Annotated in this window: 18 protein-coding genes; 3 read left to right on the top strand and 15 right to left on the bottom strand. The window is 72.2% G+C overall.

Features of this window, described 5'->3' with window-relative positions:
• Window positions 1–26 precede the first annotated feature (26 nt).
• Entirely contained in the window at window positions 27–1,925 is a 1,899-nt protein-coding gene (locus tag HOP40_RS11665) for a 2-oxoacid:acceptor oxidoreductase subunit alpha (protein ID WP_172157581.1), read from the top strand.
• Window positions 1,922–3,007 carry a 2-oxoacid:ferredoxin oxidoreductase subunit beta gene (locus tag HOP40_RS11660; RefSeq protein WP_172157580.1) on the top strand — a complete coding sequence of 362 codons (1,086 nt, stop codon included), beginning with the start codon at window positions 1,922–1,924 and terminating at the stop codon, window positions 3,005–3,007. Before HOP40_RS11665 ends, HOP40_RS11660 begins: the two co-directional genes overlap by 4 nt.
• Before the next feature lie 73 nt (window positions 3,008–3,080).
• Here HOP40_RS11660 and HOP40_RS11655 read toward each other — a convergent pair whose 3' ends face one another.
• Window positions 3,081–3,455 carry a hypothetical protein gene (locus HOP40_RS11655; protein WP_172153783.1) on the bottom strand — a complete coding sequence of 125 codons (375 nt, stop codon included), beginning with the start codon at window positions 3,453–3,455 and terminating at the stop codon, window positions 3,081–3,083.
• Between the two features lie 8 nt (window positions 3,456–3,463).
• Entirely contained in the window at window positions 3,464–4,039 is a 576-nt protein-coding gene (locus tag HOP40_RS11650; RefSeq protein ID WP_172157579.1) for an OmpA family protein, read from the bottom strand.
• 169 nt (window positions 4,040–4,208) lie between these two features.
• On the opposite strand from HOP40_RS11650, the gene rarD reads away from it, so the two are divergent.
• Complete coding sequence (gene rarD, locus HOP40_RS11645; RefSeq protein WP_240157631.1) at window positions 4,209–5,132, top strand: EamA family transporter RarD; 924 nt, start codon at window positions 4,209–4,211, stop codon at window positions 5,130–5,132.
• Between the two features lie 7 nt (window positions 5,133–5,139).
• Here rarD and HOP40_RS11640 read toward each other — a convergent pair whose 3' ends face one another.
• From HOP40_RS11640 to HOP40_RS11580, 13 genes are read right to left on the bottom strand one after another with little or no spacing between them, the layout of a single operon-like run.
• On the bottom strand, window positions 5,140–6,141 hold the full coding sequence (locus tag HOP40_RS11640; RefSeq protein ID WP_172157576.1) for a polyprenyl synthetase family protein: 1,002 nt from the start codon (window positions 6,139–6,141) through the stop codon (window positions 5,140–5,142).
• 4 nt (window positions 6,142–6,145) lie between these two features.
• Window positions 6,146–7,741, bottom strand: coding sequence for an NADH-quinone oxidoreductase subunit NuoN (gene nuoN, locus HOP40_RS11635; RefSeq protein ID WP_172157574.1), 1,596 nt, complete (start codon window positions 7,739–7,741; stop codon window positions 6,146–6,148).
• Entirely contained in the window at window positions 7,738–9,348 is a 1,611-nt protein-coding gene (locus tag HOP40_RS11630; protein WP_172157572.1) for an NADH-quinone oxidoreductase subunit M, read from the bottom strand. Before HOP40_RS11630 ends, nuoN begins: the two co-directional genes overlap by 4 nt.
• Window positions 9,348–11,288, bottom strand: coding sequence for an NADH-quinone oxidoreductase subunit L (gene nuoL / locus HOP40_RS11625; protein ID WP_240157630.1), 1,941 nt, complete (start codon window positions 11,286–11,288; stop codon window positions 9,348–9,350). The genes HOP40_RS11630 and nuoL overlap by 1 nt, the downstream gene beginning before the upstream one ends.
• Window positions 11,289–11,337: 49 nt before the next feature.
• The gene (gene nuoK, locus HOP40_RS11620) at window positions 11,338–11,637 is read right to left on the bottom strand and encodes an NADH-quinone oxidoreductase subunit NuoK (protein ID WP_172157570.1); all 300 of its coding nucleotides are present in this window, start codon (window positions 11,635–11,637) and stop codon (window positions 11,338–11,340) included.
• Entirely contained in the window at window positions 11,634–12,467 is an 834-nt protein-coding gene (locus HOP40_RS11615) for an NADH-quinone oxidoreductase subunit J (RefSeq protein WP_240157629.1), read from the bottom strand. The genes nuoK and HOP40_RS11615 overlap by 4 nt, the downstream gene beginning before the upstream one ends.
• Complete coding sequence (gene nuoI / locus HOP40_RS11610; RefSeq protein WP_172157568.1) at window positions 12,464–13,006, bottom strand: NADH-quinone oxidoreductase subunit NuoI; 543 nt, start codon at window positions 13,004–13,006, stop codon at window positions 12,464–12,466. Before nuoI ends, HOP40_RS11615 begins: the two co-directional genes overlap by 4 nt.
• Complete coding sequence (nuoH, locus tag HOP40_RS11605) at window positions 12,999–14,273, bottom strand: NADH-quinone oxidoreductase subunit NuoH (protein WP_172168237.1); 1,275 nt, start codon at window positions 14,271–14,273, stop codon at window positions 12,999–13,001. Before nuoH ends, nuoI begins: the two co-directional genes overlap by 8 nt.
• A 41-nt stretch (window positions 14,274–14,314) precedes the next feature.
• Window positions 14,315–16,765: an NADH-quinone oxidoreductase subunit G gene (locus HOP40_RS11600; protein WP_172157566.1), complete on the bottom strand. Its 2,451-nt coding sequence runs from the start codon at window positions 16,763–16,765 to the stop codon at window positions 14,315–14,317.
• Window positions 16,762–18,075, bottom strand: a complete 1,314-nt coding sequence (gene nuoF, locus HOP40_RS11595; protein WP_172157564.1) for an NADH-quinone oxidoreductase subunit NuoF — start codon at window positions 18,073–18,075, stop codon at window positions 16,762–16,764. The genes HOP40_RS11600 and nuoF overlap by 4 nt, the downstream gene beginning before the upstream one ends.
• Window positions 18,072–18,866 (bottom strand): NADH-quinone oxidoreductase subunit NuoE, encoded by a 795-nt coding sequence (gene nuoE / locus HOP40_RS11590; protein WP_172157562.1) that lies wholly within the window; start codon window positions 18,864–18,866, stop codon window positions 18,072–18,074. Before nuoE ends, nuoF begins: the two co-directional genes overlap by 4 nt.
• Window positions 18,863–20,173, bottom strand: a complete 1,311-nt coding sequence (locus HOP40_RS11585) for an NADH-quinone oxidoreductase subunit D (RefSeq protein WP_172157560.1) — start codon at window positions 20,171–20,173, stop codon at window positions 18,863–18,865. Before HOP40_RS11585 ends, nuoE begins: the two co-directional genes overlap by 4 nt.
• Window positions 20,170–21,042: an NADH-quinone oxidoreductase subunit C gene (locus HOP40_RS11580; RefSeq protein ID WP_172157558.1), complete on the bottom strand. Its 873-nt coding sequence runs from the start codon at window positions 21,040–21,042 to the stop codon at window positions 20,170–20,172. The genes HOP40_RS11585 and HOP40_RS11580 overlap by 4 nt, the downstream gene beginning before the upstream one ends.
• Window positions 21,043–21,045: the final 3 nt, after the last annotated feature.

The raw sequence follows: 21,045 nt of genomic DNA, 5'->3' as shown, positions 1-21,045 counted from the left end.
GTCCGGAACGAGGACACGACCTACCCATGACTGCCACCCCCGACACCGCTGTCGACCGCACCGAGGTCGTGGAGAAGGACCGGGTGGTCATCCGTTTCGCGGGTGACTCCGGCGACGGCATGCAGCTCACCGGTGACCGCTTCACCTCCGAGACCGCCGCGTTCGGCAACGACCTCTCGACGCTGCCGAACTTCCCCGCCGAGATCCGCGCACCTGCCGGCACCCTGCCGGGGGTGTCGTCGTTCCAGCTGCACTTCGCGAACTACGACATCCTGACCCCCGGCGACCGCCCCGACGTGCTGGTGGCGATGAACCCGGCCGCGCTCAAGGCCAACGTCGCCGACCTGCCCCCGGGCGGGGTGCTGATCGTCAACACCGACGAGTTCACCAAGCGCAACCTCACCAAGGTCGGCTACGCCGCCGACCCGCTCGAGGACGACTCGCTGGCCCAGTACGCCGTGCACAAGGTCGCGATGGCCACCCTGACGATGGGCGCGCTGTCCGAGACCGGCCTCTCCAAGAAGGACGCCGAGCGGGCCAAGAACATGTTCGCGCTCGGGCTGCTCTCGTGGATGTACCACCGCCCCCACGAGGGCACCGAGCGGTTCCTGCGGGAGAAGTTCGCGCGGCGCCCCGACCTGGCCGAGGCCAACATCCTGGCGTTCAAGGCCGGGCACGCCTACGGCGAGACCACCGAGGCGTTCGCGGTCACCTACCAGGTCAAGCCGGCCCCGCTGCCGACCGGCACCTACCGGCAGATCACCGGCAACACCGCGCTGTCCTACGGCCTGGTCGCCGCCGGGCGCACCACCGGGCTGCCGGTGTTCCTGGGCTCCTACCCGATCACCCCGGCCAGCGACATCCTCCACGAGCTGTCCAAGCACAAGTCGTTCAACGTGACGACGTTCCAGGCCGAGGACGAGATCTCCGGTGTGGGTGCGGCGCTGGGCGCGAGCTTCGGCGGCGCGCTCGGGGTCACCACGACCTCCGGGCCGGGCCTGTCGCTGAAGTCGGAGACCGTCGGTCTCGCGGTGGCCCTGGAGCTGCCGATGATCGTCATCGACGTCCAGCGCGGCGGCCCGTCCACCGGGCTGCCGACCAAGACCGAGCAGGCCGACCTGCTGCACGCGATGTTCGGGCGCAACGGCGAGTCGCCGGTCCCGATCGTGGCCCCGCAGAGCCCGGGCGACTGCTTCGACGCCGCCCTGGAGGCGGCCCGGATCGCGGTCACCTACCGCACCCCGGTGCTGCTGCTGTCCGACGGGTCGCTGGCCAACGGGTCCGAGCCGTGGAAGGTGCCCGACATCGGCACCCTCACCCCGGTCGACCCCGGCTTCGCCACCGAGCCCAACGCCCCCGACGGGTCGGGCGAGTTCTGGCCCTACCTGCGCGACGACGACACCCTCGCCCGCCCCTGGGCCATCCCGGGCACCAAGGGCCTGGAGCACCGCATCGGCGGCCTGGAGAAGGCCGACGGCCGCGGCTCGATCTCCTACGACCCGGCCAACCACGACCGCATGGTGCGGCTGCGCGCGGCCAAGGTCGACGGCATCACGGTGCCCGACCTGCAGGTCGACGACCCCGACGGCGACGCCGAGCTGCTCGTGCTGGGCTGGGGCTCCACCTACGGCCCGATCGGGGCCGGGGCCCGCCGCGTCCGCGCGATGGGCCACAGCGTCGCGCAGGCCCACCTGCGCCACCTCAACCCGCTGCCGGCCAACCTCGGCGAGGTCCTCGCGAGCTACCGCACCGTGCTGGTGCCCGAGATGAACCTCGGACAGCTCGTGCTGCTGCTGCGCGCCCGCTACCTCGTCGACGCCAAGAGCTACACCAACGTCACCGGGCTGCCGTTCAAGGCCGAGGAACTGCAGGACCTGTTCCTGAGCTACCTCGACACGGGAATCAACGCTGGAGTGCACGCATGACCGCCCTGGACCTGGGCCTGCCCTCGATCGGGGGACTCGACGGGGTCCCCACCACGACCGACAAGCAGACCGCGAAGGACTTCACCTCCGACCAGGAGGTGCGCTGGTGCCCCGGCTGCGGCGACTACGCCGTCCTGGCCGCCGTGCGCCAGTTCCTCCCCACGCTGGGGATCAAGCGCGAGAACACCGTCTTCGTGTCCGGGATCGGCTGCTCCAGCCGGTTCCCGTACTACCTCAACACCTACGGGATGCACTCGATCCACGGGCGCGCCCCGACCATCGCCACCGGCCTGGCCGTGTCCCGGCCCGACCTGTCGGTGTGGGTCGTCACCGGTGACGGCGACGCGCTGTCCATCGGCGGCAACCACCTGATCCACGCGCTGCGCCGCAACGTCAACCTCAAGATCCTGCTGTTCAACAACCGGATCTACGGGCTGACCAAGGGCCAGTACTCGCCGACGTCCGAGGTCGGGAAGGTCACCAAGTCCACGCCGATGGGCTCGGTCGACTTCCCCTTCAACCCCGTGTCGCTCGCGCTGGGCGCCGAGGCCACCTTCGTCGGGCGGGCCATCGACTCCGACCGCAAGGGCCTCACCGCCGTCCTCGGCGCGGCCGCCGCGCACCGCGGCACCGCCCTGGTCGAGATCTTCCAGGACTGCCCGATCTTCAACGACGGGTCCTTCGACGTCCTGCGCAAGGGTGACGACGTCGAGGAGCGCCTGATCCACGTCACCGACGGTGAGCCGATCCGGTTCGGCCCCGCCGGCGACGACGGCCTCGGCACCTTCGCCGTGGTCCGCGAGGGCTTCGGGCTCGGCGTCGCCAAGGCCGCCGAGGTCGACGCGTCGGAGATCGTGGTGCACGACGCGCGCGACCACAACCTCGCGTTCGCCCTGTCCCGGCTCTCCGACCAGGACCTCACCCACACCGTCACGGGCATCTTCCGCAACGTCGACCGCACCACCTACGACGACGCCGCCCGCGCCCAGGTGGACCAGGCCCGGGAGGCCGCCGCCGCGAAGGGCGGGCCGGACCTGCAGGCCCTGCTCAACGGCCGCGACACCTGGACCGTCGTCGGCTGACGCGACCACCCGCGAACCACCCGCGCCGCCGCCCCTCCCCGCCCAGCGGGGAGGGGCGGTGTCGTTCCCGGGGTCAGCGGGGGTCGCGCCCCTCGTCGTCGTCGGTGGGGCCGTGCTGCTGCGGGATGGGCGGGGCCAGGCCGGACGGCTCGACGCCGAGCAGGTCGAGCGCCGCGCGGGCGCGGTGGCCGGGCCGCTCGGGCGGGCCCACCGGTGGCGTGTCGAGCGCCGCGAGCGCGGGGTCGACGGGCGGTGCGGGCGGGTCCTCCGGCGGCGCGGGCGGAGCCGCGGGCACCGCCACCGGCACCGCGGCCGTCACCGGCTCGGGAGCCGGCTCCGGTGGCCGGGCGCGGCGCAGCGGCCGCACGAACAGCAACCACGTGACCGCGGCCCCGAGCAGGAACGCCACGGCGCACAGCACCCACACCTGGGCGACGAACCAGGCCACGGCTCCCCCTACCTGATCTCGAACTCGACGCGCCGGCTGGCCGCGAGGCTGTCCAGTGGTGCGGTCGCGCCGAGGCCGACCGTCGTGATGCGGGCGGGGTCGACGCCCCCCGCGACGAGCGCCTGCGCGACGGCGACGGCCCGCCGCTCCGACAGCCCCCGCGCGCCCTCCGGCGAGCCCGGGGTGTCGGCGATGTGGCCCGCGAGCAGCACCGCGGCGTCGGACGGGGCGAGCACGGCGGCGACGGCCCGCACCGTCTCCGCGGACTCCCCCGGCAGCTCCGCGCTGTTGGGCGGGAACGTCACCGGGGAGGCCGCGACGAGCGCCGCCACCCGGTCGGCGACGGGCGCCTCCTCCGCGGTGGGCGCCGGAGCCGTCGGCACCTGCACCACACCCTCGGCGGCGGTCACCGGGGCCGCGGCGACGACCGTCGTCGGCAGGGAGGCCGCCTCGGCGGTGGACGGGGCGGCGACGGGGACGGCCGCGTCCGGCTCCGCCCGGGCCGCCGCGATCCCCGCCAGCAGCGTCGGCACGGCGAGGAACGCCGCGCACCACTGCAGGCGCGCGGTGCGCAGGGAGGACATGGCGGCTCCAGGGAGGGGGACGGGACCCCGAGTGATCGAAAACTCCCCGACGGCAGTCACGACACGATCACGACACGGCAGCACTTCGGGGCCGGAACGCTGTGGCGAGGCCCTCGCGCACCGCCTTCCGGCTCCGCAGTGCGGCGGTCGGGGTGTTCTGATGGAGGGTGTGAGTGTTCTCCGGGCCGAGCGGCCCGCGCTGTCCGGGCGGGGTGTGGGAGCGGCGGTCGCCGCGTACTCGATGTGGGGGCTGTTCCCGGCGTTCTGGCCGCTGCTCGCGCCCGCCGCACCGGTCGAGGTGCTGGCGCACCGGATCGGGTGGACGGCCGTGCTGATGGCCGGCGTGCTGGCGGTCCTGCGCGGCTGGGGCGAGCTCGCGACGCTGCGGCTGCGGTCCTGGCTCGCGGTGTTCGCGGGCGGGGTGTTCATCGCCGTCAACTGGGGCGTCTACATCGGGTCGGTGTTCGCGGGGCTCGTCATCGAGGCGGCGCTGGGCTACTTCATGAGCCCGCTGGTGAGCGTGCTGCTCGCCGTGGTCGTGCTGCGCGAGCGGCTGCGGCCCGCGCAGTGGGCGGCCGTCGCGACCGCCGTGGTCGCGGTGGTGGTGATCGCCGTCGAGGGCGGGCGGCCGCCGTGGGTCGCGCTCGTCCTGGCCACCTCGTTCGGCCTCTACGGCCTGATCAAGAGCACCGTGCCGCTGACGGCCGCCGCGGGCCTGACGGCCGAGAGCCTCGCGCTGGGGCCGGTGGCGCTGGGCGTCATCGCCTGGTTCGAGCTGACCGGCACCGGCACGATGGCCGGGTTCGGCCCCGGGCACCTGCTGCTGCTGGTCGCGGCCGGTCCGGTGACGGCCCTGCCGCTGCTGCTCTACGCCGTGGGCGCCCGCCGGGTGCCGATGAGCACGATCGGCGTGCTGATGTACATCAACCCGACGCTGCAGTTCCTGTGGGGCGTGCTCGTGGTGCGCGAGGAGGTCCCGCCGCTGCGCTGGGTCGGCTTCGTGCTCGTGTGGGCCGCGCTGGTGGTGTTCACCGTCGACCTGGTGCGCACGGCGCGCTCCGACCGCGCCGCCCGCCTGGCCCCGCCGGCGTAGCGGGCGGTCAGGCGGTGCGGTCGACCATGTAGGCGGTGAGCGTGGCCAGCGCGTCGGCCGCGGAGCAGCGCGGGAGCTGCTCGAGCTCGCGCTGCGCGTCCTTGGCCTGCGCGGCGAGCACCTCGCGGGCGCGGGCGATGCCGTCGCCGCGGCGCAGGAGCGTGAGCGCCTCGTCGACCTCCGCGTCGTCGGAGATCGGGTGGGCCAGCAGCGCCCGCAGCCGCTCCGCGTCGGCCCCGGAGCCCTGCATGGCGAACAGCATCGGCAGCGTGTGCACGCCCTCGCGCAGGTCGGTGCCCGGCGTCTTGCCCGAGTCCTCCGACGCCGAGGCGATGTCGATGATGTCGTCGGAGATCTGGAACGCGGTGCCGACGATCGCGCCGAACCGGTGCAGCGACTCGGTCTGCTCGGGCGTGCACCCGGAGAACATGCCGCCGTAGCGGCCGGCGGTGGCGATCAGCGACCCGGTCTTCTGCGCGATGACGCCGAGGTAGTGCTCGACCGGGTCCTCGTCGGGCCGCGGCCCGCGCGTCTCGCGCATCTGGCCCGTGACCAGCTCGGCGAACGTCAGCGCGATGATCCGCACCGCGTCCGGCCCGAGGTCGGCCACCAGCCGCGAGGCGTGGGCGAACAGGAAGTCGCCGGTGAGGATGGCGACGGTGTTGTCCCAGCGGTGGTTCGCGCTCTCCGCGCCGCGGCGCATCGTCGCGGAGTCCATGACGTCGTCATGGTAGAGCGTGGCCAGGTGGATGAGCTCGACGACCGCGGCCGCCGTGATCACCTCCGACGACCCGGGGCGCGGCCCCATCTGCGCCCCGAGGAGCGTGAACAGCGGCCGGAAGCGCTTCCCGCCCGCCTCGATGAGGTGCAGGGACGTCTCGGTGACGAACCGGTAGTCGCTGTGCACCTCGCGGCGCAGCAGCTCCTCCACCCGCTCGAGCCCGGCCGTCGTGGAGCCGGCCAGTTCCGCGTCACCCAGCTCGACGCCCGCAACCTCGTAGTTACTCACGCCCCTAGCCTACGAACACTCCGCCGGCCGCCCACTCCAAGGCCAGCGTGGGCAGGACGCCCAGCAGCAGGGTGATGAGCACGCCGAGCGTGATCGCGGCGGTGGTGAACGCACCCGGCACCGTGACGGACGGGCCGTCGGGGGCGGGCTCGCTGAAGAACATCAGCACGATGACGCGCAGGTAGAAGAACGCCGCGATCGCACTCGCGATCAGGGCGATCACCACGAGCGGGCCCATGCCGTCGCCCAGGGCGGCGGAGAACACCGCGAACTTGGCGGTGAACCCGCTGGTCAGCGGTATGCCGGCGAGCCCGAGCAGCAGGAACGCCATCGTGTACGCGACGACGGGCGACCGCTTGGACAGCCCCGCCCACTGCGACAGGTGCGACGCCTCGCCGTCGGCGTCGCGGACCAGGCTGATCACGCCGAAGATCGCGAGGGTGTTGAAGCCGTAGGCGAGCAGGTAGAACAGCGTGCCCGAGATGCCGGCGGGCGTGATCGCCATCGCACCGAGGAGCAGGAAGCCCGCGTGCGCGACCGAGGAGTAGGCCACCATCCGCTTGATGTCGGTCTGGGTGAGACCGATCACCGCGCCGATCACCATCGACGCGATGGCGACGGCCCACAGCACGCCGCGCCACTCCCAGCGGGTGTCGCCGAAGGCCACGTGCAGCACGCGCAGGATCCCGCCGAACGCCGCCACCTTCGTGCAGGCCGCCATGAACGCCGTGACCGGCGTGGGCGCGCCCTGGTAGACGTCGGGCGTCCAGGTGTGGAACGGGCCGACCGACGCCTTGAACATCAGGCCGACGACCAGCAGCGCGAGCCCGGCGTAGAGCAGCGCGTCGGAGCGCGCGGAGCCGACGGAGGCCTCCGCGATGTCGGAGAAGCGCACCGAGCCCGCGTAGCCGTAGATGAGCGCGAGGCCGTAGAGGAAGAACGCCGAGGCGAACGCACCGAGCAGGAAGTACTTGACCGCCGCCTCCTGCGACAGCAGCCGGCGCCGCCGCGCGAGCCCGCACATCAGGTACAGCGGCAGCGAGAGCACCTCGAGCGCGATGAACATCGTCAGCAGGTCGTTGGCCGCGACGAAGGTCATCATCCCGGAGAGGGCGAAGAACGTGAACGGGAAGACCTCGGTCTGCATCGTCGGCGCCTGGTCCGGCGAGCCGTAGTCGCGGTCCTCCGGGCCGGCACCGGTGCCGGTGGACCGGCCGCCCACCGACGCCCGCGCGATCGCCGACGGCAGGATCGCGCCGCCGGGCTCCACCGAGCGGTCGGCGATCAGCAGCACGCTGCCCAGGCCGAGCGCGAGCAGCGTGCCCCACAGGAACAGCGTGGGCCGGTCGACGGCGAGCGCGGCCGAGAGCGTGACGACGCCCTCCGGCCCGGCACCGCCGGCGTAGATGCCGAGCGTGAGCCCGGCCGCGGCGATGCCGACGACCGACAGCGCCACCTGGGCGGGCCAGCGCTGGTGGCGCGGCAGGAACGCCTCGACCAGCACGCCGACGAGCGCGGTGGCCAGCACGACGAGCAGCGGCGCAATGGCCGCGTAGTCGATCGGGGGCACTGGGATGGCCTGCGCCAGGGTCGTGGTCATCGGGTCGCTCCTCCCACCGGGTCGGGCAGACCCACCTCGTTCAGCGTGTCGATCACCGACGGGGTGATGACGTCGAGCACCGGGCCGGGGAAGAACCCGAGCACCAGGATCAGCACGATCAGCGGCGTCAGCACGGCGATCTCGCGCCGGCCGAGGTCGGGGAAGCCGGCCGCGCCGCGCGAGGAGCCGCGGGAGGCCTCGACGGTCGGGTCGAGCATGGTGCCCGGCCCGCTCGTGGACACCGCCGACAGCACCGCGGCGCCGCGCACCGGGCCCTGCATGACCTGCTGGTAGACCCACAGCACGTACAGCGCGGCGAAGACGATGCCGACCGTGGCCAGGATCGTGAAGACGGGCTGGCGCGGGTAGGAGCCGACGAGCACCAGGAACTCGCTGACGAACGAGTTGGTGCCCGGCAGCGCCAGCGACGACAGGCCCGCGATGAGGAACGACCCGGCCAGCAGCGGCGCGAGGGCGTGCACGCCGCCGTAGTCGCCGATCAGGCGCGAGCCGCCGCGCACGATCAGCAGGCCCACGACGATGAACAGCATGCCGGTGGAGATGCCGTGGTTGACCATGTACAGCGTGGCGCCGGCGAAGGCCTGGCTGGAGAAGGAGAAGATCCCCAGCGCGATGAAGCCGAAGTGCGCGATCGAGGTGTAGGCGACGAACCGCTTCATGTCGGTCTGGCCGACGGCGAGCAGCGCGCCGTACAGGACGCCGATCACGGCGAGCGTGAGCACCAGCGGCGCGAGGCGCTGGCTGGCCAGCGGGAACAGCGGCAGGCAGTAGCGCAGGAAGCCGAACGTGCCGACCTTGTCGAGCACTCCGACCAGCAGCACGCCCGCCCCGACCGGGGCCTCGGCACCGGCGTCGGGCAGCCAGGTGTGGAACGGCACCAGCGGGGCCTTGATCGCGAAGGCGACGAAGAACCCGAGGAACAGCAGGATCTGCGTGCCCTCGTCGACGCCTGCAGCCATCCGCTGCAGCTCGACCCAGGTGAACGTGCCCCGCCCGAGCTCCTCGCCGGAGACGACGAACAGCCCGATCACCGACGCGAGCATGATCAGCCCACCGAGCAGCGAGTACAGGAAGAACTTCACGGCCGCGTACTGGCGGCGCGGGCCGCCGAAGCGCCCGATCATGAAGTACATCGGCACGAGCATGGCTTCGAAGAACACGTAGAACAGGAAGACGTCGGTGGCCGCGAAGACGCCGACGAGCAGGCTCTGCGTGGCCAGCAGCAGCGCGTACAGGCCCGCGGCGGAGCGGCCCTCGGGGAGCTTCTCCTCCCACGAGAACAGCATGACGATCGGCACGAGCACGGCGATCAGCGCGAGCATGACGAGCGCGATGCCGTCGATGCCCAGCGCGAACGACGTGCCGAACGCGGGGATCCACGGCACCGACAGCTCGAGGGCGAACCGGCTCTCCGACCGCGCGCCCAGGTAGGCGAACCAGACCACGACGGTCAGGGCCAGCGAGGCGACGGAGAACCCGATGGCGACGAGCTTGGCCAGGCGCGGGTTCGCCCCCAGCGCGGCGACGACGGCCGACCCGACGAGCGGGAGCAGCAGCAGGGCGAGCAGCAGCGTTCCGGAGTCCATCAGACGAACCTCACCGCGAGCAGGGCCGCGACGACGAGGACGGTGCCGCCGAGCATGGACAGGGCGTAGGACCGGACGAACCCGGTCTGCAGCCTTCTCAGACGACCCGAGCTGCCGCCGAGCAGGGCGGCGGTGCCGTTGACGACCCCGTCGACGCCCCGGTTGTCGACGAACACCAGCGCCCGGGTGAGCCAGGTGCCGGGGCGGGCGATGACGGCCTCGTTGATCGCGTTCGCGTAGAGGTCGCGGCGCGCGGCCCGCACGGGCAGCGAGACGCGCTCGGGGCGCTCCACCGGCGTCCGCCGGTTGGTGGCGACCGCGACGAGCACGCCGACCAGCGAGATCCCGACGACGAGGAACGGGGTGAGGCTGTGCGGCACCGCGTTGGCCTCGCGCTCGACGAGCTCGCCGAGCGAGGGCGCGAGCCACGCCGTCAGCACGTCGTCGTGGTGCAGCAGGTAGCCGGCACCGACCGAGCCGAACGCCAGCACGATCATCGGCACCGTCATCGACAGCGGCGACTCGTGCGGGTGGTAGTCCTGCCCGTCGGCCGACTTGAGGTCCTTCCAGCGCTTCTCGCCGAAGAACGTCATGAGCATCAGGCGGGTCATGTAGAAGGCGGTGAGCCCGGCGGCCAGCAGCGCGGCGCCGCCGAAGACGTAGCCCTGCCAGCCCGGCTGGTCGAACGCCGCGGCGATGATCTCGTCCTTGGAGTAGTACCCCGACAGGAACGGGAAGCCGATCAGCGCGAGGTAGCCCAGGCCGAACGTCACGAACGTGACCGGCATGTACCGGGCCAGCCCGCCGTAGCGGCGCATGTCGACGTCGTCGTGCATCGCGTGCATCACCGAGCCCGCCCCGAGGAACAGGCCGGCCTTGAAGAAGCCGTGGGTGAGCAGGTGGAAGATGCCCAGCGCGTACCCGGCCGGGCCGAGCCCGACGGCCAGGATCATGTAGCCGATCTGGCTGACCGTGGAGTAGGCGAGCACCTTCTTGATGTCGTCGTAGGCGCAGCCGATGATCGCGCCGATCAGCAGCGTCACGACACCGACGAGCGTGACGACCAGGCGCCCGGTCTCGGACAGGTTGTAGATCGGCGAGGCGCGCGCGATGAGGTAGACGCCCGCGGTGACCATCGTCGCCGCGTGGATCAGCGCGGAGACCGGGGTCGGGCCCTCCATCGCGTCCGGCAGCCAGGACTGCAGCGGGAACTGGCCCGACTTGCCGCAGGCGCCCAGCAGCAGCAGGATCGTGATGGCGACGACCGCGGCCGGGTCGACCTGCTCGATCGTCGCGAACACCTCGGTGTACTGGAGCGTCCCGAGCTGGGTCCACAGGATGAAGATGGCGACGGCCAGGCCGACGTCACCGACGCGGTTCATGAGGAACGCCTTCTTGGCGGCCGTGGCCGCGGACGGACGGTCCTGGTAGAAGCCGATCAGCAGGTAGGACGCCAGGCCGACGCCCTCCCAGCCGAGGTAGAGCATCACGAAGTTGTTGCCCAGGACCAGCAGCAGCATCGCGGCGACGAACAGGTTGAGCTGCGCGAAGAACCGGCGGCGGCCGGGGTCGTGGCTCATGTAGCCGACCGAGTAGATGTGGATCAGCGACCCGACACCGGTGATCAGCAGGACGAACGTCAGCGACAGCGGGTCGAGCCGCAGGCCGAAGTCGATGTTCAGCCCGGCGACGGAGATCCAGTCGAACAGCGACAGCTCGCGCGTGCGCTCCTCGGCCGGCAGGGCGACCGTCTCCAGGAAGATCGCCAGCCCCACCCCGAACGACGCGAGGACGGTGGCGACGCCGAGCCAGTGGCCCCAGGCGTTCGACCGGCGGCCGGCGACGAACAGCAGCAGCGCCCCGACCGCGGGCAGCACGAACAGCAACCAGGCCAGCGACGCGGCGCCGGTGGCGGTGCCCACCTCGGGCAACTCCGTCACGGGGTCACCTCGGGGTGGTGAGCAGGGCTGAGCACGGGGAGCTCCTAGGTCAGTACTTCAGCAGGTTGGCGTCGTCGACCGACGCCGTCCGGCGGGTGCGGAAGATCGAGGTGATGATCGCGAGGCCGACCACGACCTCGGCGGCGGCGACGACCATGACGAAGAACGCCATGACCTGGCCGTCGAGGTCGCCGTTGATGCGCGAGAACGTCACGAGCGTCAGGTTCACGGCGTTGAGCATCAGCTCGATGCACATGAAGACGACGATCGCGTTGCGGCGCACCAGCACGCCCACCGCGCCGATGCTGAACAGCAGCGCGGAGAGCAGCAGGTAGTAGGTGGGGGTCACGACGTCGTCGTCCCGTCCGTCGAGGAGCGGCCGGTCAGCGAGCGCGCGTCGGGGAGCACGTCGTCGACCGGGGCCACCGGGGTGGCGTCGATGATCGCGGAGATCGACTCGGGGGCGATCGATCCGTCGGGCAGCAGTGCGGGGACCGCCACCGAGTTGGCCGTGGCGAACACGCCGGGGCCGGGCAGCGGGGAGATGCGGTCGTGCTCGCCGCGCAGGCGGGCCTGCACGGTGGCGCGCTGGCCGCGCTTGTCGTGCGAGGCGGACTGCGCGTACGCCAGCACCATCGCCCCGAGCGCCGCGGTGATGAGCAGCGCCGAAGTGAGCTCGAAGGCGAACAGGTACTCGGTGAAGATCAGCTGCCCGAGGCCGGCGATGTTGTTGCCCGAGCCCGCCCCGCCCGCGGCCAGCCCGGCGGACTGCACCGAGACCAGAGACGGGCCGATGCCCGCGACGAGCAGCAGCGCCAGCCCGACGCCGAGCACGAGGCCCGCGACGCGCTGGCCGCGGAGCACCTCGACCACGGAGTCGGAGCTGTCGCGCCCGACGAGCATGAGCACGAACAGGAACAGCATCATCACGGCGCCGGTGTAGACGATGATCTGCACGAACCCGAGGAACGGGGCCTGCTGGACCAGGTAGAACACGGCCAGGCAGAACATCGTGAGCACCAGGAACAGCGCCGAGTGGACCGCGTTGCGGGCGAAGACCATGCCCAGCGCGCCGGCCAGGGCGATCGGCCCGAGGATCCAGAAGACGATGGCCTCGCCGGTGGTGACGGTGTCGGCGGCGGCCTGCGCGAGCACCGCGTTCATCAGCACCCCGGTCATCGGACCTGCTCCCCCACCGGGTCGGTCAGCGGGTTCGCCTTCGCCAGGCTCGGGCCCTGCACGTAGTAGTCCTGCTCGTGGTCGCCCAGGCGCATCGGGTGCGGCGGCTGCTCCATGCCCGGCAGCAGCGGCGCGAGCAGCTGCTCCTTGGTGTAGATCAGGTTCTGCCGGTCGTCGTCGGCCATCTCGTAGAAGTTGGTCATCGTGAGCGACCGGGTGGGGCAGGCCTCGACGCACAGGCCGCAGCCGATGCAGCGCAGGTAGTTGATCTGGTAGATCGCGCCGTAGCGCTCACCCGGGGAGAAGCGCTGCTCCTCGGTGTTGTCCCCGCCCTCGACGTAGATCGCGTCGGCCGGGCAGGCCCAGGCGCACAGCTCGCAGCCCACGCACTTCTCCAGCCCGTCCGGGTGCCGGTTGAGCTGGTGGCGGCCGTGGTAGCGCGGCGCGGCGGGCGGGAAGTCCTCGGGGTACTCCTCGGTGACGACCTTCTTGAACATCGTCGAGAAGGTGACGCCGAAGCCCTTGAAGAACTCAAACATTCTCGGACTCCTTCCCTGTGGGGAGGGCGGGCTCGCGGGCCGCCGTCCGCGCCCGCAGCTTGTGGCGCGACGGGGTGGGCACGGCGAGGTCGAGCGGGGGCACGGGGTAGTCCGACGCCAGTTCGACGACCGGCTCGGGCTGCGCGCGGTCGGGCACCAGGAAGGCGACCAGCAGCACGACGGCCAGGACGATGCCGATGACGAACAGCAGCGCGGTGAGGTCGCCGCCCTCGCTGTTGCGCCAGGTGCGGATCGCGAAGATCGTCAGGATCCAGAGCAGGCTGCCGGGGACCAGGACCTTCCAGCCCAGGCGCATGAACTGGTCGTAGCGCAGGCGGGGCAGCGTGCCGCGCAGCCAGATGAAGAGGAACAGGAAGATCGTCGTCTTCAGCAGGAAGGCGACGAACTGCAGCCAGCCGTTGCCGTTGAGGAACGAGAGCGGCCACGGCCACATCCCGCCGCCCAGGAACAGCGTGGTGGCCATCGCCGAGACGGTGACCATGTTGACGTACTCGGCCAGGAAGAACAGCGCGAACTTCAGCGACGAGTACTCGGTGTGGAACCCGCCGACCAGCTCCGACTCGGCCTCGGGGAGGTCGAACGGGGCGCGGTTGGTCTCGCCCACCATCGCGATGACGAACACCACGAAGCTCGGGATCAGCAGCCAGCCGAACCAGCCGCTCGCCTGCGCCCCGACGATGTCGGCGGTGCTCATCGAGCCGGCGTAGAGGATGACCGCGACGATCGAGAGGCCGAGCGCGATCTCGTAGGAGATGACCTGGGCGGCCGAGCGCAGCGCCGCGAGCAGCGGGTAGGGCGAGCCGGAGGACCAGCCGCCGAGCACGATGCCGTAGACGCCGATCGAGGAGCAGGCCAGCACGACCAGCACGCCGACCGGGAGGTCGACGAGCTGCAGCACGGTCGGCTCGCCGAATATCGAGACCTCGCCGCCGAAGGGGATCACCGAGAACGCGACGAAGGCCGGGATCGTGGCGATGATCGGCGCGATGAAGTACACCGGCTTGTCGGCCATCACCGGCATGATGTCCTCCTTGAACGCGAGCTTGAGCCCGTCGGCCAAGGACTGGAGCCATCCGCCCGGTCCGGTGCGGTTGGGGCCGGGACGCTGCTGCATCCGCCCCACCACCTTGCGCTCGGCGTTGATCATGATCAGCGTCAGCAGGACGCCGATCGCGAACAGCGCCACGACCTTGAGCAGGATCAGCCAGATCGGGTCGTCGGCCAGCAGCTGCTGCGTGCGGGTCAGTCCCTCGACCGGCTCCGGCTCCTGGGCCAGGTAGGTCGTGATCACGCGGTCACCTCCACGAGGTCGCCGTGGCCGGCGCCGAGCAGCGCGCGCACCCGGGAGTCACCGGAGTTGCCCGGCAGCCAGACGACGCCGTCGGGCAGGTCGGTCAGCGCCACCGGCAGCGTGATCATGCCGCGGGTGGTGCGGACGGTCGCCGGGGCGCCCTCGGTGAGCCCGAGGCGCTCCGCGGTGGCCGCGTTGACCCGGACCAGCGCCGGGCGCGCCGTGCCGGCGAGTGCCGGCTCGTCGACCGCGAGGCTGGAGCCGTCGATCAGCGCGCGCCAGGTGGCCAGGACGGCCTGCCCGGGGGCGGTGGGCCGCCGGGGCTCCCCCGGGGCCGCCGCGGGCGCGGCGGGCGCGGCCCCGGTGCGGGCACCGAGGCGGGCCATCTCGCCCGCGGCCGCGGCCGGGGTCTGGGTGAACAGGTCGGCGTCCATCTCGACGGCCAGCGTGTCGAGCACGCGGCAGTCGGGGAGCACGCCGGACGCGTCGAGCGCCGGTCCGAAGCCGCGGACCCGGCCCTCCCAGTTGACGTAGCTGCCGGCGCGGTGCGCGTCGGGGGCCACCGGGAGGACGACGTCGGCGAGCTCGGTGACCGCGGAGGTGTGCATCTCCAGGCTCACCAGGAACCCGACCTCGCGCAGCCCGGTGATCGCCGCGGCGGGGTCGGCCAGGTCGTAGGGGTCGAGCCCGCCGACGACCAGCGCCGCGAGCTCGCCGTCGGCGGCCGCGGCGAGGATCTCGGCGGTGCCGCGGCCGGGGGCCGGGGGCAGCGTGCCGGACGGGAGGGCCCAGGCCGCCTCGACCTCGGCGCGCGCGGCGGCGTCGCCGACCGGGCGGCCGCCCGGCAGCAGCGTGGGGGCCGCGCCGGCCTCCAGCGCACCGCGCTCGCCGGCGCGGCGCGGCACCCAGCCGACGACGGCGCCGGTGCGGGCGGCCAGGGCCGACACCGCGGAGTACAGGCCGGGGACCTCGGCGGCGCGCTCACCGACGAGGATCACGCCGCCGCCGCGCAGGGCCTCGACGACGGCGTCGGGCAGCTCGCCCAGCACCGCGGCCTCGGCCCCGGGCACGGCCGGGATCAGGTTGTCCTTGGCCGCGGGCGACGCCGCGCCGGTCTCGCGCGAGGTGCGCTCGACGGCGGGGGTCGTCCACTGCCCGAGGTGGAACACCTGCTGCCCGTGCTTGCGGGCGGCCTTGCGCAGGCGCAGGAAGACGACGGGCGCCTCCTCCTCCGGCTCCAGGGCCACGCAGAGCACGGCGGGCGCGGCCTCGAGGCGGGTGTAGCTGAGCACCTCGGGGCCCTGGCCGACGACGTGCGCGGCGAGGAACTCCAGCTCCTCGGCCGAGTGCGGCCGGGCGCGGAAGTCGACGTCGTTGGTGCCGGCGGCGACGCGGGCGAACTTGCCGTAGGCGTAGGCGTCCTCGACGGTGAGCCGGCCGCCGGCCAGCACGCCGATGCCGCCGGCCTTCGCCTCGGCCAGGCCGCGGGCGGCGACGGCGAGCGCCTCGGTCCACGACGTCTCGGCCAGGACGCCGTCGGCGCCGCGGACCATCGGGCGCGTGATGCGCCCGGCGGAGGAGAGGTAGCGGAACGCGAAGCGGGTCTTGTCGTCGATCCACTCCTCGTTGACCTCGGGGTCGTTGCCCGACAGGCGCCGCAGGACGGTGCCGCGGCGGGTGTCGATGCGCAGGGCCGCACCGCTGGAGGAGTGCTCGTCGACGCCCATCGTGGAGACGAGGTCGAACGGGCGGGACCGGAAGCGGTACGCCGCACTGGTGAGCGCGCCGACCGGGCAGATCTGGATGGTGTTGCCCGAGAAGTAGCTCTGGAACGGCTTGTCCTCGGCCACGCCGACCTGCTGGTTCGCACCGCGCTCGAGCAGGTCGATGAACGGGTCGCCGGCGATCTCCTCGGAGAACCGGGTGCAGCGCTGGCAGAGCACGCAGCGCTCGCGGTCGAGCAGCACCTGCGTGGAGATCGGGAGCGGCTTGGGGAACGTCCGCTTCGTCTCGACGAACCGCGAGTCGGTGCGCCCGCTCGTCATCGCCTGGTTCTGCAGGGGGCACTCGCCGCCCTTGTCGCAGATCGGGCAGTCGAGCGGGTGGTTGATGAGCAGCAGCTCCATGACCCCGGCCTGGGCCTTCTCGGCCACCGGGGAGGTGTGCTGGGTCTTGACGACCATGCCGTCGGCCACGGTCATCGTGCAGCTTGCCTGCGGCTTGGGCATCGGGCGCCCGCCCATCTCCACCTCGACCAGGCACTGGCGGCAGGCGCCCGCCGGGTCGAGCAGGGGGTGGTCGCAGAAGCGCGGGACGATGATCCCGAGCCGCTCGCAGGTGCGGATGAGCAGCTCGCCCTGGGGGGCGTCGACGACGTGGCCGTCGATGGTGAGCCGCACGTACCCGTCGGGGACGGGGGTGGTGTCCTTCTCCGGGGCGATCGTCATGCCATGGCTCCAGCGGGCTCGGGCTCGGGCTCGGCCTGCGCGGCGGGCTGCGCCGCGCACAGGTCCAGGAACTCCTGGCGGAAGTACTTGATCGCGCTGGTGATCGGGCTCGTCGCGCCGTCACCGAGTGCGCAGAAGGACCGGCCCAGGATGTTGTCGCAGATGTCGAGCATCGTCTCGACGTCGGCGGCGGTGCCGTGGCCCTCCACCATCCGCTCCAGGATCTGCACGAGCCAGTAGGTGCCCTCGCGGCACGGGGTGCACTTGCCGCAGGACTCGTGCTTGTAGAACTCGGTCCACTTCATGACCGCCCACGGCACGGACACGGTCTCGTTGAAGACCTGCACCGCGGTGGTGCCGAGCATCGACCCCGCGGCCGCCGCGCCCTCGAAGTCCAGCGGGACGTCGAGGTGCTCCGCGGTGAACAGCGGGGTGGACGAGCCGCCGGGCGTCCAGAACTTCAGCGGGACGCCGTCCTTCATGCCGCCCGCGAGCTCCAGGAGCTGGCGCAGCGTGATGCCCAGCGGGGCCTCGTACTGGCCGGGGCGCTCGACGTGCCCGGACACCGAGTAGATCTTCGGGCCGGGGCTCTTCTCGGTGCCCATCGACCGGAACCACTCCGCCCCGCCCTGCACGATGGCGGGAACCGAGGCGATGGTCTCGACGTTGTTCACCACGGTGGGCGAGGCGTAGAGACCGGAGGTGGCGGGGAACGGGGGCTTGAGGCGGGGCTGGCCGCGCCGGCCCTCCAGCGAGTCGAGGAGCGCCGTCTCCTCGCCGCAGATGTACGCGCCGGCGCCGGCGTGCACGACGATGTCGAGGTCGAAGCCCGACCCGAGGATGTCCTTGCCGAGGTACCCCTTGGCGTAGGCCTCGTTGACGGCGTTGCGCACGCGGCGGATCGGGTGCAGCGCCTCGCCGCGGATGTAGATCGCGCAGAAGTTCGCGCGGATCGCGAAGCTCGTGATGATGCACCCCTCGATCAGCGAGTGGGGGTCCGCCATCATCGTCGGGATGTCCTTGCAGGTGCCCGGCTCGCCCTCGTCGGCGTTGATCACGAGGTACTTGGGCTTCGCGCCGGGCCCGGTCGGGCCCTGCGGGATGAAGCTCCACTTCATGCCGGTGGGGAAGCCCGCGCCGCCGCGGCCGCGCAGGCCGGAGTCCTTGACGAGCTGGATCAGCTGGTCGGGCTGGGCGGTCAGCGCGGTGCGCAGGGCCTGGTAGCCCTCCAGCTGCTCGTAGGTCTCGAGCGACCACGAGCGCGGCGACTGCCAGCGGCGCGTCAGCACCGGCGTCAGCATGTCGGTCATGACTTCTTCTCCGGCAGGCTCGGGAAGGCGGGCGGGGAGTCGGGCATCGACGGGGCGCTCCAGCCCCGGTCGGTGGCCAGCCGGGCCCCGCGCATGGTCTCGACGGCGCTCGAGGCGCCCTCGACGGTCTGCTCCAGGTCGGTGAAGACCCCGGCCAGCTCCAGCTCGACGGAGCGGAAGTCGGTGATCGGGGCGCCGCGGGTGGGCTGCGGCTTCTCCCCGCGCTGCAGCGCGTCGACCAGCTCCTCGGCGGAGGAGACGGTCTGGTTGTCGAAGAACTCGTAGTTGACCTGCAGCACCGGCGCGAGGTCGCAGGCCGCGAGGCACTCGGCGTGCTCGAGGGTGATGGAGCCGGTGGTGCCGGGCTCCCCCGCGGTCTCCTCGTGGCCGACCCCGAGCTTGGCCTTCAGGCGGTCGTAGATGTCGTCGCCGCCGAGCACCGCGCACAGCGTGTTGGTGCAGACGCTGACCAGGTGCTCGCCGCACGGCGTGCGCTTGTACATCGTGTAGAACGTCGCGACCGCGGAGACCTCGGCGGTGCTGAGCTCCAGCGCGTCGGCGCAGTAGCGGATGCCGTCCTGGCTGACGTGGCCCTCGACCGACTGCACCAGGTGCAGCAGCGGGAGCAGCGCCGACCGCGACTGCGGGTACTGCGCGATGATCTCCTTCGTGCGCTGCCGCGTGAGCTCGTCGAACCGCGGGCTGACCGGCGACTGCGGCGCCGGGGCGTCCCAGACGACCTCGTCGGGCGCCGCGATCGGGCCGTTGGCCTCCGGGTTGGGGGTGGTCATCGGTCCACGCCTCCCATGACGGGGTCGATCGACGCGACGGCCGCGATGACGTCGGCGACCATGCCGCCCTCGCTCATCGCCGGCATCGTCTGCAGGTTCACGAAGCTGGGCTCGCGCACGTGCACGCGGACCGGGCGGGTGCCGCCGTCGGAGACGAGGTGGAAGCCCAGCTCCCCGCGCGGCGACTCGACGGCCGTGTAGACCTGCCCGGCCGGGACGTGGAAGCCCTCGGTGACGAGCTTGAAGTGGTGGATCAGCGACTCCATCGACTGGCCCATGATCTTGCGGACGTGCTCGAGGGTGTTGCCCATGCCGTCGGAGCCGACCGAGAGCTGCGCGGGCCAGGCGACCTTGCGGTCCTCGACCATGACCGGGCCGGGCTCCATCTTCGCCACGGCCTGCTCGATGATCTTGAGCGACTCGTGCATCTCGGCGACGCGCAGCCGGTAGCGCGCGTAGCAGTCGGCCTCGGTGAGCACCGGGACCTCGAAGTCGTACTCCTCGTAGCCGCAGTACGGCTCGACCTTGCGCAGGTCCCACGGCAGGCCGGCCGACCGCAGGATCGGGCCGGTGGCGCCGAGCGCGAGGCAGCCGTCGAGCGGCAGGTAGCCGACGTTCTCCAGGCGCTGGCGCCAGATCGGCTGGCCGGTGAGGAGCTTGTCGTAGTCGGGGAGCCGCGTGCGCATGAGCGCGACGAACTCGGTGACCTTCTCCTCCCAGCCTTCCGGGAAGTCCTGCGCGAGGCCGCCGGGGCGGACGTAGGCGTGGTTCATGCGCAGACCGGTGAGGAACTCCAGCAGGTGCAGGACCTCCTCGCGCTCGCGGAACCCGGCCGTCATGCCGGTGAGCGCGCCGAGCTCCATGCCGCCGGTGGCCAGGCACACCAGGTGCGAGCCGATCCGGTTGAGCTCCATGAGCAGCACGCGGGCCTGCTGGGCGCGGCGGGGCGCCTCGATGCCCAGCAGCTTCTCGACGCCCAGGCAGTAGCCGACCTCGTTGAAGATGGGCGCCAGGTAGTCCATGCGCGTCACGAACGTGACGCCCTGGGTCCAGGTGCGGTACTCGCAGTTCTTCTCGATGCCGGTGTGCAGGTACCCGATCACCGAGCGGGCCTGCTGGACGGTCTCGCCCTCCAGCTCCAGCACCAGCCGCAGCACGCCGTGCGTCGACGGGTGCTGGGGACCCATGTTGATGACGATGCGGTCGTCGTGGTCCTCGTCGAGGAGGGTGTCCCAGTCGCCACCGGTGACGGTGTAGACGGACCCCTCGGTGGTGATCCGCTCTTCCGCGGGAGTGGGAGTGGTCACGAGTAGGACCTCCGCTCATCGGGCGGAGGGATCTCCGCGCCCTTGTACTCCACCGGGATCCCGCCGAGCGGGTAGTCCTTGCGCTGGGGGTGGCCCTCCCAGTCGTCCGGCATGAGGATGCGGGTCAGCGCGGGGTGGCCCTCGAAGACCACGCCGAACATGTCCCAGCACTCGCGCTCGTGCCAGTCGGCCGTCGGGTAGACCTCGACGACGCTGGTGACCCTCGGGTCCTCGACGTCGAGCGCGACCTCCAGGCGGATCCGGCGCCGGTAGGTCATCGACGTGAGGTGGTAGACGACGTGCAGCCGCTGCGCGACGCCCTCGCCGTAGTCGACGCCCGAGACCGAGCTGCACAGCTCGAAGCGCAGGCCCTCGTCGTCGCGCAGGGTGCGGCAGATGTCGAGGACCCGCTCGGGCCGGACGTAGAAGGTGATCTCGCCGCGGTCGATCGTGATCTGCTGGACGGAGTCGCGGGGGACGTCGCGCTCGGCGAGCGCCTCCGCGAGGTCGTCGGCGAACTCGTCGAACCAGCCGCCGAAGGGCCGCTCGGCCGGGGCCGGGGCGTAGCCGGGCAGGCGCAGGCCGCCGAAGCCGGACGTGTCGCCCGACCCGCTGACGCCGAACATCCCCTGCCGCTCGCGCGAGGCCGGGGCCGCGGTGCGGGTGCCGCCCTCGGGGGTGGCGCCGGTGCCGGAGACCTCGGCGCCCTCGACGTCGGCGGGGGCCTGCTCCTCCTGCCCCGCCGTCGGGGCCGTGCCGCCCGCGGCGCGCTGGGCGTCGCGGTCGGGGCCGCCGGTCTCGGCGGAGGACTGCGGGCCGCCGGTGGGCTCGGCAGCCTCCTTCGAGGTGCCGCTCGTGTCGTCAGCCATCCG

Source organism: Pseudonocardia broussonetiae, assembly GCF_013155125.1.
GTDB lineage: Bacteria > Actinomycetota > Actinomycetes > Mycobacteriales > Pseudonocardiaceae > Pseudonocardia > Pseudonocardia broussonetiae.
The sequence above is the reverse complement of the archived record's forward strand: the minus strand, read 5'-3'. Positions and strand labels throughout refer to the sequence as shown.

Coding starts and splice junctions, on each gene's coding strand:
- HOP40_RS11650 (WP_172157579.1), bottom strand. CDS start 4,039: ATGTCCTCCCTGCGCACCGCGCGCCTGCAGTGGTGCGCGGCGTTCCTC.
- HOP40_RS11600 (WP_172157566.1), bottom strand. CDS start 16,765: ATGACGATCGCCCCGGAGAAGGACACCACCCCCGTCCCCGACGGGTAC.
- HOP40_RS11660 (WP_172157580.1), top strand. CDS start 1,922: ATGACCGCCCTGGACCTGGGCCTGCCCTCGATCGGGGGACTCGACGGG.
- HOP40_RS11580 (WP_172157558.1), bottom strand. CDS start 21,042: ATGGCTGACGACACGAGCGGCACCTCGAAGGAGGCTGCCGAGCCCACC.
- HOP40_RS11665 (WP_172157581.1), top strand. CDS start 27: ATGACTGCCACCCCCGACACCGCTGTCGACCGCACCGAGGTCGTGGAG.
- nuoF (WP_172157564.1), bottom strand. CDS start 18,075: ATGACCGACATGCTGACGCCGGTGCTGACGCGCCGCTGGCAGTCGCCG.
- nuoE (WP_172157562.1), bottom strand. CDS start 18,866: ATGACCACCCCCAACCCGGAGGCCAACGGCCCGATCGCGGCGCCCGAC.
- HOP40_RS11630 (WP_172157572.1), bottom strand. CDS start 9,348: ATGGACTCCGGAACGCTGCTGCTCGCCCTGCTGCTGCTCCCGCTCGTC.
- HOP40_RS11615 (WP_240157629.1), bottom strand. CDS start 12,467: ATGACCGGGGTGCTGATGAACGCGGTGCTCGCGCAGGCCGCCGCCGAC.
- nuoN (WP_172157574.1), bottom strand. CDS start 7,741: ATGACCACGACCCTGGCGCAGGCCATCCCAGTGCCCCCGATCGACTAC.
- nuoI (WP_172157568.1), bottom strand. CDS start 13,006: ATGTTTGAGTTCTTCAAGGGCTTCGGCGTCACCTTCTCGACGATGTTC.